The organism is Clostridium budayi (assembly GCF_055396605.1).
In genome coordinates this window covers 1424034-1437886 of sequence record NZ_AP042456.1, presented here as the reverse complement: position 1 = coordinate 1437886, position 13853 = coordinate 1424034, and the positions used below count along the sequence as shown (strand labels likewise).

The 13853-nt window shown below is 28.5% G+C and carries 12 protein-coding genes and 1 other annotated feature; all 12 genes read right to left on the bottom strand.

All coding sequences use genetic code 11. From position 1 onward, the window contains the following. Nucleotides 1-2: 2 nt before the first annotated feature. Nucleotides 3-2354, bottom strand: coding sequence for a U32 family peptidase (locus ACZ5TJ_RS06725; RefSeq protein ID WP_464202159.1), 2352 nt, complete (start codon nt 2352-2354; stop codon nt 3-5). Nucleotides 2355-2466: 112 nt separating this feature from the next. Continuing rightward, nucleotides 2467-3735 carry a cell division protein ZapA gene (locus ACZ5TJ_RS06720; protein WP_464202157.1) on the bottom strand — a complete coding sequence of 423 codons (1269 nt, stop codon included), beginning with the start codon at nt 3733-3735 and terminating at the stop codon, nt 2467-2469. A gap of 143 nt (nt 3736-3878) precedes the next feature. Beyond that, nucleotides 3879-4649 (bottom strand): formate/nitrite transporter family protein, encoded by a 771-nt coding sequence (locus ACZ5TJ_RS06715; RefSeq protein WP_464202156.1) that lies wholly within the window; start codon nt 4647-4649, stop codon nt 3879-3881. A gap of 205 nt (nt 4650-4854) precedes the next feature. Continuing rightward, complete coding sequence (gene pheT / locus ACZ5TJ_RS06710) at nt 4855-7236, bottom strand: phenylalanine--tRNA ligase subunit beta (RefSeq protein ID WP_464202154.1); 2382 nt, start codon at nt 7234-7236, stop codon at nt 4855-4857. A 31-nt stretch (nt 7237-7267) separates the two neighbouring features. Further along, nucleotides 7268-8287, bottom strand: a complete 1020-nt coding sequence (gene pheS, locus ACZ5TJ_RS06705) for a phenylalanine--tRNA ligase subunit alpha (protein ID WP_055206302.1) — start codon at nt 8285-8287, stop codon at nt 7268-7270. 64 nt (nt 8288-8351) lie between these two features. Next, nucleotides 8352-8574 (bottom strand) — a binding site (T-box leader). Between the two features lie 33 nt (nt 8575-8607). Further along, complete coding sequence (locus tag ACZ5TJ_RS06700; protein ID WP_464202152.1) at nt 8608-9399, bottom strand: TrmH family RNA methyltransferase; 792 nt, start codon at nt 9397-9399, stop codon at nt 8608-8610. A 13-nt stretch (nt 9400-9412) separates the two neighbouring features. Further along, nucleotides 9413-10081, bottom strand: coding sequence for a potassium channel family protein (locus ACZ5TJ_RS06695; RefSeq protein WP_464202151.1), 669 nt, complete (start codon nt 10079-10081; stop codon nt 9413-9415). 13 nt (nt 10082-10094) lie between these two features. Continuing rightward, nucleotides 10095-11441 carry a TrkH family potassium uptake protein gene (locus ACZ5TJ_RS06690; protein ID WP_464202149.1) on the bottom strand — a complete coding sequence of 449 codons (1347 nt, stop codon included), beginning with the start codon at nt 11439-11441 and terminating at the stop codon, nt 10095-10097. Between the two features lie 202 nt (nt 11442-11643). Further along, a complete protein-coding gene (rplT, locus tag ACZ5TJ_RS06685) occupies nt 11644-12003 on the bottom strand; it encodes a 50S ribosomal protein L20 (RefSeq protein ID WP_039316225.1) in 360 nt (119 codons plus the stop codon). Nucleotides 12004-12030: 27 nt separating this feature from the next. Further along, the gene (gene rpmI, locus ACZ5TJ_RS06680) at nt 12031-12228 is read right to left on the bottom strand and encodes a 50S ribosomal protein L35 (protein ID WP_039316227.1); all 198 of its coding nucleotides are present in this window, start codon (nt 12226-12228) and stop codon (nt 12031-12033) included. A gap of 20 nt (nt 12229-12248) precedes the next feature. Then, on the bottom strand, nt 12249-12770 hold the full coding sequence (gene infC / locus ACZ5TJ_RS06675; RefSeq protein WP_045725695.1) for a translation initiation factor IF-3: 522 nt from the start codon (nt 12768-12770) through the stop codon (nt 12249-12251). 188 nt (nt 12771-12958) lie between these two features. Further along, nucleotides 12959-13834 (bottom strand): putative sporulation protein YtxC, encoded by an 876-nt coding sequence (gene ytxC / locus ACZ5TJ_RS06670; protein ID WP_464202148.1) that lies wholly within the window; start codon nt 13832-13834, stop codon nt 12959-12961. Nucleotides 13835-13853: the final 19 nt, after the last annotated feature.

Here is a 13853-nt window from a genome sequence, read left to right as displayed (position 1 = left end):
TTTTATTCTACACCTCTTCTATAATGTCCTTTAGTATAGTTTTTATTATCTATATCTGATGATTTATTTAATTCATTTAAAACCCTTTTAACTTCTTCTCTAGTTTCATCTGTAAAATCTAATCTTAAAGTGCTTATTCCCATTTCTCTTAAATCTTCTATTTCTTCAAATAGATTTATTGCTACAGGATTTAATATATGACTTCTACAGAATATATCTGTTAAAACATTAAATCTTTCATTCATTCTATCTACAAGAGTAAATACATCTTTTTCGCATGCATTGTTACAATCTTTAGTACATGATTTTCCACCAAATGTACTACCAATTGGGCAGTATTCACTTATCATAAGTTCTGGCTTACCATAAATAAGCTTACTTGTATTACCCACATATCCTTTTAATGTAGCTTTAAGCTCTTTTCTATTAAGTTCTTCACTTATACTTATTAAATCTATATCTTCTTTATAGAAATTTAAAGCTTCTTTATTAAATACATTTAGTTTATAATCACCAAAGATAAGAAGTTTATCTTTATATTTATTTATTATTCCTATATTTGCTGTTAATAATCCTTTAATATAAGGAAGGCTCTTATCTATAATATTACAAACTGAATTAAATTCTCCTTTTATAATTTCAGGTATTTTAAGTATTAAGTTATCGCATACATTACTATATTCTTTTAAATCATTAATTCTTATACTATTTTTATGTCTATTAAATATATCAACTGCTATAAAATCAAATTTATCTTTTATCTCATCAAACTGTTCTTTTAAAATTACTTTAGGTAAATAAGGAATATTTAAAGCTTGTTTATTATATTCATTCTTATTTTGTAACTTTTCATTTCCAAATCTTTTTCTTCGATACTTTGAACATACACCTTTTACTATTTTTTCAAATAACTCTCTTCTAAGTTCATTAAGTTCTCCAACTCTCATAAATCCATTTTCAAAATTTATAAATTCTATATCATTAAATTTATATGGATAATCTCCTGATTTAAATAAAGATTTTAAAATTCTTTCTTTATCAAGAGGTCTATTTGTTGCTTCTTGTACTAAGCTTCCCTTTACTTCATAATATTCATCTAAGAAAAGTGTTCCAAGTGTTATTTCTTCATTAACCTTAAAATTTAAATATCCTTTAAGAGGAATTTTTCTTCCATAAGGTTTTATTCCAAGGCTTAATTCTTCTGTTAACTTTTTATCTGACATTTTATATAAATAGTCACCTTTTTTATAATTAGTTGGGAAAACTTTAACTCTATCACCTTTAGATGCTTTAGAAACTTCATTTTTGCCTTTTAGTATTTTACTTGCAGTAAATCCTCCATCTAACACTCTAACTCCGTCTCCAAGTGCTAAATCTCTTTCTAATATCATTTCCCCATTATCTAATACCTTTCCAAGTGGCACTCCTGTGTTTTTAGGAAATGAAAAGCTCATCATGTCTTTTCCTACATTTTTCTTTAAATAAGCTTTAGAAAATCCTCCTCTATTAAATAATTGAAGAAGTTCATCTTTTCCTTTTTTAACATCAAAGTCTTTATTAAATAATTCCTTATCTACTGCTTTTCTATAGTTTCTAACAACTCCAGCTACATATTCTGGTCTTTTCATTCTTCCTTCTATTTTTAATGAATATGTTCCACTATCTATAATACTTTTAACATCTTCTATAGTACAAATATCCTTTGGAGATAAAAGATATCCTTTTTTCTCTCCACTATTTTCTGATAATAAAGTATACTCCATTCTGCAAGGTTGAGCACATCTTCCTCTATTACCACTTCTTCCACCTATCATAGAACTCATAAGACATTGTCCTGAATAGCAAACACATAATGCTCCATGAACAAACATTTCAGTTTCTATTTTAAGGTCTTTTGAAATATATTTAATTTCTTCAAAAGTTAATTCTCTTGATAAAACAATTCTATGAAATCCTTTTTCTTTAAAATAAATTGCACCTTCACCGTTATGTATAGTCATTTGTGTTGACGCGTGCATTTCAAAATCACTATACATCTCTTTTATTCCCTTAAAAAGCCCCATATCTTGTATTATAAGTGCATCTACTCCTATTTCATAAAGATATCCGGCATATTTTAAAGCTTTAGGAAGCTCATCTTCCTTTAAGAGTGTATTCATTGTTACATAAACCTTAACTCCATAACTATGTGCATAATCTATAGCTTTTTTCATATTTTCATTATCAAAATTTGAAGCATAAGCTCTTGCTGAAAACTTATCTCCACCTAAATATATTGCATCTGCACCATTATTTATAGCTGCATAAAGACTTTCCATGCTTCCAGCTGGCGCTAGTACTTCGATTCTTTCCATCTACATCTCTCCTAAAATTTTAACCATTTGTTTTTCTACATTACTTTAGTTTACCTTATTACAACTTAAAAATAAAGTACTGGGGATTAATATATCCCAAGTACTTTATCTTTTATTTATTCTTTTTTAATAATACAGGTTCACTTTTTGCTTTTACTTTTGTAAGTTCTATATTTGCATCAATTAATTTTTTCTCTAAATCTAAAACTTTATACTTGCTAGTTTGAAGCGCTAATCTTGTGCTCTTTCCTGCCTCTAAAATAATTTTTTTATCAGATTCTGCTTTTTTAAGCTTATCTTTAAGAGTTTCTATATCCTTTATTTTTTCTTCTATGTTATTACTCTTTTCTTTAATTTTATCTTCTAATTCTTTTATTTCAATTGACATTTCTTCTAATGCCTTTTCATTCTTTTCAGTTTGAAGTTTTTCTTCTTTTACTAAATAAGTAGCTTTTTCATACTCATTTTGCACTTTATTTAAATTTTCTAAAGTTTTATCTAACTGATCCTTAGTTTTACCATACTTAGCTTCATATTCTTCTATTAAACAATCTTTTTTACTTATTTCATCTTTAAGCTCTTTATTTTTACCTCTAAGCATGTCCATTTCAACTTCAAGAGAGTTCTTTCTATTTTTTATCTTCTCTATTTCTTTTAAAGCTTCATTTATATTTTTCTTTCCTTCTTCAATTTCTTTAGCTAATATTTTATTTTTAAATAGAGCATTTTCAACTTCTTTATTGCTATTTATATTCTTTTTTTGTAATTCATTTATTTCTTTTGTAAGTACACTTTCTTTTTTTCTTAATTCTTCTTGTAATTTAATTATATCTTTATTATTTTTATTATTCTCATTTTGAATATTATTATTTTTTTCTTTAATTTTTCTATTCTCTTCTTTTAATCTTGAAATTTCCGCTTCTTTTTCCTTAACTGTAGTTAAAAATGAACTTACATTATTTTTTAAAGTTTCTCTTTCTTTCTTAATTTCTTCTATTTCTTTTAAGAACTTTTCCCTATCTTCTTTTAAACCTTTTATTTTATTATCTTTTCCTTCTTTTAAATTTATATTTTCTTCTTTTAATGATAAAATATCTTTCTTTAAATCTTCTATCGTCTTAAAAAGAGTTGCTTTTTCTTTTTCTAAATTATTTTTAAGACCTACAATATTCCTTATTTCAGAATCTGTTTTATATAGTTCGTCCGTAATATTTACAGCTGCTAAAACTGATGCTTGTGAAATACTAAGAACTGGATTCTTACCAAGTACTTCTTTTATTCTCTCATCTACATAAGAAGCTATATCTTTTAAATATTCTTCGCTTTCTTTACCTCTCAGATTATAATCTACCCCATTTATATTAACTGTGACTTTTACCATCTTAATCCACCTCTTAAATTATAAAAATTCCTTATATATTAATTATATGGGATATTCATAAAATGCACAATTATGTAAAGTGAAAAGATAATTAATTTTTAATAACAAAAAAATCCTCATCCGAGGATTTTTCTAAATTTATATTATTTTTCTTTATTTCTACTAATTATATGATATGATACCGCAAGTAAGACTCCGCCTACTATATTTCCTAAAGTAACTATACCTATGTTATAAATAAATCCTGAAACAGTAATTGCTGCACTATGTGATGAAAATAATCCAATTGCAAGTAATGTCATGTTTGCAACGCTATGTTCAAATCCTGCTGTTATAAATACATATAAACACCAAAATACCATAACAAGCTTTCCTATTTCGCTTTTAAGCTTTATAGAGCACCATACAGCTAAGCAAACAAGTATATTACATAATACACCTCTCATAAATAATTCTGGTACTCCAGCTGACATTTTAGCTACGCTTGTCTTTGCTATGAATTCTCCAACAGATCCATTTGCAAGTCCTGCAACAACGAAAGCCCCTGCCCCTAATAAAGATCCAATTAAATTACCTATAAATGCTGCTATCCATATTTTTAACGTATCAATCCATGATACTTTTCCATCTAGTGAAGAAACTGCCATAACAAAGTTATTTCCAGTAAAAAGTTCTGCTCCTGCAAATATAACTAAGCTAAGTGCAACTCCAAAAGATGCTCCCATCATAATTTTAGCATTTCCTGAACCTGAGCTTGTTAAAATCCCTCCAATTGAAAATATTAACATTATACCCAATCCTATATATAGTCCAGCTAAAATACTACTAACCATATATCCCACTTTGTTGTTTCTTAGTAAAGAAACCTTGCTTTGTCCTGCCTTTACGACAGCTTGTACTTCATCCTTAAACATAATTTGCTCTCCTTAAATCATCCCGTCTTCTTGTTAAATATATAACAATATAAAGGTAAATTCCGTGACAATTATCACACTTTATTAACTTTTTTGATATTTTTTTAACTATTTAGATAAAATTAGAGTATATGTTTTATATTAAATTTAAACTTATATAACAAAAGAGAGAATACAAACAATTGTATTCTCCCTATATTTATAATTATCTTACTTCTGCACCTAATTTATGTTCAAGAGCTCTTAATATTTTATCATGAACTTTATTTACTTCTTTATCAGTTAAAGTTTTATTTTCATTTCTATAAACTATAGCATATGCTATACTCTTTTTACCTTCTGGTATTTGTTCTCCCTTATAGATATCGAAAAGTTCAACTTTTTCAACTAAGTTTCCACCAGCTCTTCTTATTGAATCTTCAATATCTTGAACTAATATACTATCATCAACTAAAAGTGCAATATCTCTAGTTACTGCAGGGAATTTTGGAAGCATTTTATATTTTCTTTCAAGTTCAGCATTATCATATACAGCATCTAAATCTATTTCAGCTATATAGCATGGTACATCTATTCCAAAGTTTTCATTTAAATCTGGATGAACTTCACCAAATACTCCAGCGTATGTCTTTCTTCCAACTATAAGCTTAGCTGTCTTTCCAGGATGGAAGCTTACATTTTCGCTTTCTCTTTGGAATTTAACACCTTTAACACCTAAACCTTCAATTAAATTTTCAACTACACCTTTAAGATTTAAGTAGTCAACATCTCCATACATTCCAATAGTTAATATATTCTTTTCAACTGGAAGTTCTGTTTCATCTTCTGATGGAATATAAACTTTTCCAATTTCGAAAAGATAAGCTTCACTATTATTTCTTGTATAGTTTCTAGCTAAAGATTCCATCATTGAAGCTATTGTTGTAGTTCTCATTACACTATAGTCTTCTCCTAATGGATTCTTAATAGTAACAACTTTTCTAAGATCACTATCTTCCTCTAATCCTATTTTATCGAAAGCTTTTCTTGATATAAATGAGTAGCTTATAGATTGATTTAATCCACTTGCAGTCATTATTTCAACAACTTTATCATCTAATATTTCTTTTCTATATTTAGGTTCTCTTTCTGTTTGAACTTTAAATATAGTACCTTCTATATTATTATATCCATAAATTCTTGCAACTTCTTCTGCAATATCTTCTTTTATAGCTATATCTATTCTAAATGTTGGAATAGTGATTTTTAAAGTATCTCCATCTATAACAGTCTTTAAATCAACTGAATCTAAGCATTCCTTCATTTCTTCTACCAATATATTAGTTCCAAGGAACTTATTAATCCAGCTTGAAGAAACTTCAATACTTCCTTCTTCTTTAACTTCATTATATATATCTATAGTGCCTTCCATTACATCTCCAGCACCTAATTCACACACAAGTGCACAAGCTCTATTTAAAGCAATTTCTGCTAAGTTTGGATCTATATCTTTTTCAAATCTTGTTGAGCTTTCAGTTCTGATCCCAAGTTTCTTTGAGTTAACTCTTATATTAGTTCCTTCAAATGATGCACATTCAAATATTATTTCAGTAGTATCATTCTTAACTTCTGAATCTAATCCACCCATTATTCCTGCAAGAGCTATTATTTCTTTATCATCTTTTATGCAAAGTATTGAATTATCTAATTCTCTTCCTACTTCGTCTAATGTTGTAAACTTAACATTACCATTTGCTCTTTCAACTACTATTTTGTTAGACTTTATTTCTCTTCTATCAAAGGCATGCATTGGTTCTCCAGTTTCAAGCATAACAAAGTTAGTTATATCAACTATATTGTTGATTGGTCTAACACCAGCTTCTAGAAGTCTATCTTGCATCCATTGTGGTGATGGCTTAATTTGTAAATTCTTTACTCCTCTTGCCATATATCTTCTACATAATTTATCATTAACTTCTACTGTTAATTCATCATTTATGTTTTTATCTGAAGTAACTTTATACTCCATGTTTGGCATTCTATAAGTAGTTTTTAATGTACCTGCTGTTTCTCTTGCCATCCCAATCATACTTAAGCAATCTGGTCTGTTTGATGTTATATCAAAATCTAAAGTTTCTTTCTTAAGGCCTAAGTATTCTTTTATTTCTACTCCAATTGGAGCATCTTCTGGAAGTATCATTAAACCATCTACTTCATCTTCGCCCTTTAATCCAAGTTCAGCTTCAGAACAGAACATACCATTTGATACTACTCCTCTAAGCTTTCCTTTTTTAATTTCAGTTCCATCTGCTAAAGTTGATTTATGCAGTGCTACTGGCACTTTATCATTAACTTTCATATTTGTTGCAGCAGTAACTATTTGAAGTGGTTCATCTTCTCCAATATCAACCATACAAACGCTTAATTTTTCTGCATCTGGATGTTTTTCTATTGATAAGAATTTACAAACTACAACTCTATTTATATTATCTCCTTGAACTATTACACCTTCTAATGCTGAACCTGTAAGAGTTAATAAATCTCCAAGTTCTTGTGCACCAACATTTATATCAACATAATCTTTTAACCAACTATATGGTACTTTCATTTTCTTACCTCCTAAATTAAATCATCGAATTTTAGAATTGATCTAAGAATCTCATGTCACTTTCATATAATAATCTTATATCATCAATACCATATTTAAGCATTACCATTCTATCAACACCGAATCCGAAAGCAAATCCTGAATATTCTTCTGGATCTATTCCACAGTTTCTAAGAACTTGTGGGTGAACCATACCACAACCTAGGATTTCTATCCAACCGCTTCCTTTGCATACTTTACATCCTTTACCTCCACAAACGAAGCAAGTTGCATCCATTTCTGCTGAAGGTTCTGTGAATGGGAAGTGATGTGGTCTAAATTTAGTTTTAACTGAATTACCAAACATCTTCTTTGCAAATAATTCTAATGTTCCTTTAAGATCTGCAAATGTAACCCCCTTATCAATAACTAATCCTTCCATTTGATAGAATATAGGTGAGTGAGTTGCATCAACATCATCTGATCTATAAACTTTTCCTGGTGAAATCATCTTTATTGGTGGTTTTTGATTTTCCATTGTTCTAACTTGAACTGGTGAAGTTTGTGTTCTTAAAACAAGATTGTCATTTATGTAGAAAGTATCTTGTTCACTTCTAGCTGGGTGATCTTTTGGTATATTTAAAGCTTCGAAATTATATCTATCAAGTTCTATTTCAGGTCCTTCTTCAATTGTAAAGCCCATAGAAACAAATATGTTTTTCATATTTTCTAAAGTTAAATATAGTGGATGTTTCTTTCCAACTCTATTTCTCTTTCCTGGTAATGATATATCTATTACCTCTTTTTCTAACTTTTCTAGCTTTTCTTTATTTTTTATAGCTTTTGATGCTTTTTCTATATGTTCTTCAACTAATGATTTAACTTCATTAACCATCTTACCAACTAGAGGTCTTTCTTCTTTTGAAACATCTTTCATACCTCTTAGTATTGTTGTAAGTTCTCCCTTTTTACCAAGGTATTTTACTCTTATTTCTTCAATTTCTGAAGAAGTTTTAGCATTTTCTATTTCATTTATTGCTAATTCTTCAATCTTTTTAAGTTTTTCTTGCATTTTATTGTCTCCTTTCTCTAACAATTCCAAATTAATTTTTTGCATAAAAAAACCGTCCCTTAAAACAAGGGACGGAATAATCCGCGTTACCACCCTAATTGATTTAATAAAATGTATTAAATCCAACTCGTAAATTTAACGGTTTTACCCGCTAACTACTACTAAAATTTCATAGTTAGAACTCCTGAGTGAACTTCAATATAACACTTATAAAGTAACTTTCAGTCTATGATTACTTCTCCCTTTAATAAGCTAATTATACCTACTCTCTCAATCACAGTATATTAATTTAAAATTATATTAATCATTATACATATATTTTATTTAAATTTCAATAGGCTTATTTTTTGTCTTAATCTCTCATAGAGAATAATTGATGTAGCAACACCTACATTTAGTGATTCTGCACCACCTGGCATTGGTATTTTAACTTTTTTATCAGATATTTCATACACTTCATCTGATACACCATTACCTTCGTTACCTACAGTCATAACTGTCTTTCCAGTTAAATCTTCATCAAAGAAATCCTTAGATCCTTCAAGTGAAGTTGAAATTATAGAAAAACCATCTTCTTTTAGCTTTTTAAGCTTACTTAAATCATTATCAATAATTATTGGAACATAAAACATTGATCCCATAGTAGATCTTATTGTTTTATCATTATATATATCTACAGTACCTTTTGTTAATATAATACCGTCTACCCCTGAAGCATGAGCAGTTCTAATTATAGTACCAAGATTGCCTGGATCTTGAACCTTGTCACATAAAAGATAGAACTCACCATCTAAAGTATTAGAATCACTTTCCATCTCTATAACTGCTAATATACCTTGTGGGTTTTCTGTATTACATATATCTAAAAATAAGTTTTTATTTATTCCGTATAATTTTCCCTTATAATTATATTCTTTTATTAAGCTTTCAGTTTTAGTATTGACATTTTCTACAAAAAATATAGTTTCTATTTTAGCATTTGCTTTTAACGCTTCTTCAACTAATCTAAAACCTTCAATTAAATATTTTTTAAGCTTTGTTCTGCCTTTTCTATCTTTTAATTTTTTAGTTTCCTTATATAAGGCATTTTCTTTACTTTCTATATAAATCAAAGTTTACACCCCGTTAGCTTAATTTAACTATCATTCCTTCAAGCTTACTTAAATCTTCAGCAGAACCAATTGCAACTAATATATCTTTAGCATCTACAGTATCATCTGCAAGTGGTGATAAATTTATGCTATCTGCTTTTTTAATTGCCATAACATTTATACCATACTTACTTCTTAGTTTAAGTTCTCTAATAGATTTACCTCTCCACTCTTCTGGAGCCTCTATTTCCATAATGCTATAATCAGGTGATAGTTCTATAAAATCTAGTATACTTTCTGAAACTAAATTATGAGCTACTCTAACTCCCATATCTTTTTCTGGAAGAATTACTCTATCAGCTCCTATTTTGTATAAAACTTTAGCATGTAAATCACTATTACCTTTTGCTATTATATATTTTACGCCAAGTTCTTTAACTAAAAGAGTTACCATAACACTAGCTTGTATATTTGAACCTATAGTTACTACAGCAACATCAAAGTTTCTAAGACCTAATGTTCTTAATGCATTTTCATCTGTAGCATCCATTTGAACTGTATGTGTTACGCTATCTGATATATCCTGTATTAAATCTTCGTCCTTATCTATAACAAGAACATCATTTCCAAGTCCATATAAAGTCTCAGCAACAGAAGATCCAAATCTTCCAAGTCCTATAATAACAAATTGTTTCTTTGCCATATATTTTTCTCTCCTAACCTATTAAAATCTTACCTTCTGGATATTTATGAGTCTGCTTTTTCTTATTTCTTAAAAAGGCTAATGCTACTGTCATAGGACCAACCCTTCCAAAATACATTGTTATAAGTATTATAACTTTACCAATTGAACTTAATCTTTGAGTAACTCCTGTTGTAAGACCTACAGTACCAAAGGCTGAAGTTGCTTCATATAATATGTTTATAAATGACTCATTTGGTTCAGTTATTGAAAGTATTAATGTTACCCCTATTACAAGAGACATTCCAATTATAAGTAATGAGAAAGCTTTATATACTAAATCTTTTGAAAATCTTCTTCCAAATACTTGAGTATCTTCTCTTCCTCTTATAACAGATATTACTGTTAAAATTATTACTCCAAATGTTGCTGTTTTAAGTCCACCTGCTGTTGACCCTGGTGATCCTCCAATAAACATTAAAATAATTGTTAAGAATTTTCCTGAATTAGTCATACCATCTGTTGATACACTATTAAATCCAGCTGTTCTAGGTGATGCTGATGCAAAATATGAATTTAAAACTTTATCACCAAAACTCATATGTCCCATGGTTTCTGGATTATTCATTTCAAATAAGAACATTAAAATTGTTCCACCTATTAGTAGTATTGCTGTTATTAATAATACTACCTTTGAATGAACTGATAATTTTTTAAGTCCTCTATAGTTATAAAGTTCAAGCCAAACAGTAAAACCTAATCCACCAATTATTATAAGACTACTTATAGTTATTAATATTACAACATTGCTTGAATAAGCTGTAACTGATGAAAATCCTCCCATCAAATCAAACCCTGCATTACAAAAAGCAGAAATTGAATGGAATATACTAAAATATATACCTTTTGCTAACCCAAACTGTGGGATAAATTGTGTAGATAATAAAAGAGCTCCAAAGAATTGTACTGCAAAAGTAAATCCTAGAACGTATCTTACCATTTTTACAAGACCTTGAATACTAAATGTATTTAAAGCTTCTTGCATTACCAATCTATCTCTTAATGTTATTTTCTTTCCTAGTAAAACTGCAATAAATGTGGCAAAAGACATAAATCCAAGCCCACCTACCTCAATTAAAAGCATAATTACTATCTGACCAAATTGATTCCAATATGTCCCTGTATCTAATGTAACAAGACCTGTAACACAAACTGCCGATGTTGAAGTAAATAATGCATCTAGAAAATTTGTACTTTCCCCACTTGCTGACGAAATTGGTAAACTTAATATTATACCTCCTATAAGTATTACAATTCCGAATCCAAGCGCCAATATTTGAACCGCATCTAATTTTATTTTTTTTATAAAAATTTTTCTCATTTAATCCACCTCAAAGGTTATATAACCCACGCTTAATAATATTATATACTATCTATAATAAAATATTAACAGCTAGATATTACTACTCTATTGTTAAATCCTCGTTATATAATTATTAAAATTTTAAAAACATTAAATAATTAAGAGAAAAATTCTCTACATATAAAGAAAATGCGACCTAAGTCGCATTTTTCATCTATAATTAAGCGTTTATTTGCTTCTTAGCTACTTCAACTAATTCTGCAAATGCTTTTGGATCGTTTATAGCTATTTCTGATAACATCTTTCTGTTTATATCTATTCCAGCTAATTTGATTCCATTCATGAATCTTGAGTATGAAAGACCATTCATTCTTGTAGCTGCGTTTATTCTAGCTATCCATAGTCTTCTGTAATCTCTCTTCTTTAATCTTCTTCCAACATAAGCATTTCTTAATGCTCTGATTACTGATTCGTTAGCTGTTTTAAATAACTTGCTCTTTCCACCGTAGTATCCTTTTGCAAGCTTTAATACTTTTTTATGATTCTTACGAGCGTTAACTGCTCTTTTAACTCTTGCCATTTAACAAAACCTCCTGTATCCAAACTCTTATAGGTATGGTAATAATTTCTTCATTGCTTTTTCTTGTGTAGTTGATACGTATCCACCTTTTCTAAGCTTTCTCTTAGTCTTAGCACTCTTCTTAGTTAGTATGTGGCTTCTGAAAGCTTTAGCTCTCTTAAGTTTACCTGTACCTGTCTTTCTAAATCTCTTTGCTGCACCTCTATGTGTCTTCATTTTTGGCATGATAACATCCTCCTCTCAACTTATGCCTTTTTAGGCCCTAAAATCATTGTCATGCTTCTACCTTCTCTTTTTGGTTGCTTTTCGATGATAGAAACATCCTCAAGTTTTCCTTGGAAGTTGTCAAGAATTTTTTGGGCAATATGTCCTAATTCCATCTCTCTTCCTCTGAATCTTACAGTGACTTTAACTTTATCACCATCTAATAGGAACTTTCTAGCTTTTTTAGCTTTGATTGCAATGTCATTTTCTTCTATTGTAAGACTTACTCTTATTTCTTTGACATTAATAACTTTTTGTTTTTTCTTAGCTTCTTTTTCTTTTTTAGATTGTTCATATATGAACTTACCTAAATCCATTATCTTACAAACTGGTGGGTTTGCATTTGGTGATATCATCACTAAATCTAACTCCGCTTCGTCTGCAAGCTTTAAAGCTTCTTTACTTGAAAATATTCCAAGTTGTTCTCCATCTTTAGAAAGTAATCTTACTTCCTTCTTTTTGATGTCTTCATTAACTATATAATTTTTACTAATGGCTTCCACCTCCATGTTTTTACCAATTAAAACAATACATATAAATAAAGGACGGCATAAAGCCGTCCTGTTTAATCTCTCAAATAAACTAACCATGCTAACATCTTTTTAAAGAGTCGCAAGGTGAGAAACGGCTGTTTCTTCTTCCCTAAAACATAATACTATTTTTTCTTTTCTTTGTCAACATTTTTTTAAACTTAATGAATAACATCTTTATATTCATCTTCAAATTTAACTCTGTCTCCAAAGACATTTATAATTGTATCAATAAATTCTTTATTTGTACAGTATTTTTTTTCGTGTATAACAATTTTTTTTGGAGCATTAGTTATTAAGCCGCTTATTATTATATCTTCAATGTTTGCATTTACTCCAACTTTACATTCTGTAAGTTCATTCATAAACTCATCAAACAGGTTATTATTTTCATCATCTACAATTTTATAGTTTCCATCTTTATCTATTATAATATCAATTCTACTTACTTTACTTTCTTGTATATCAACAAAATATTTAAGTAGTTTTATAAATTCTCTATATTCTTTTTCTACCATGTACTTCTCTACAACTTTATCTATAACTCTTTCTATATCATTTTTAAGTTCCCTCATTCTAAATGTTATAAATCCATTTATATTTAACTCATTGTTTTCTTCTAAACAGTCTTTTATCTTTCCAATTATCTTATTTATTTTATTTTCGCAGTAAATAGAATTTTCATCTTCTATTTTATTTTTTCTAAGTAGAGTCTTCATTATTTCAACTTCTACATCTATAATTTCATCTTGTTTTAAAAAGAAATATGTGTCTGTTAAAAATTCAAACAGTTCATTTTCTTTATAATGTCTAATTACAACTTCATATAGTACTTCACTTATATATATTTTAATTTTTTCAAAAACATCTTCACTATAACACTCATCTTCGCACATAACTTTTATAATATGAGTTTTACCTTCTATCTTTTCAACTAAACCTATTACTATATCTTTACTTTTTAGTAGGGTTTTCAATTCTTGTAACTCTTTTATAAAGTCTAATTCTCCCATATAAGCTAACTTCAATACAAGCATAAATTTCACTCCCTTCTTA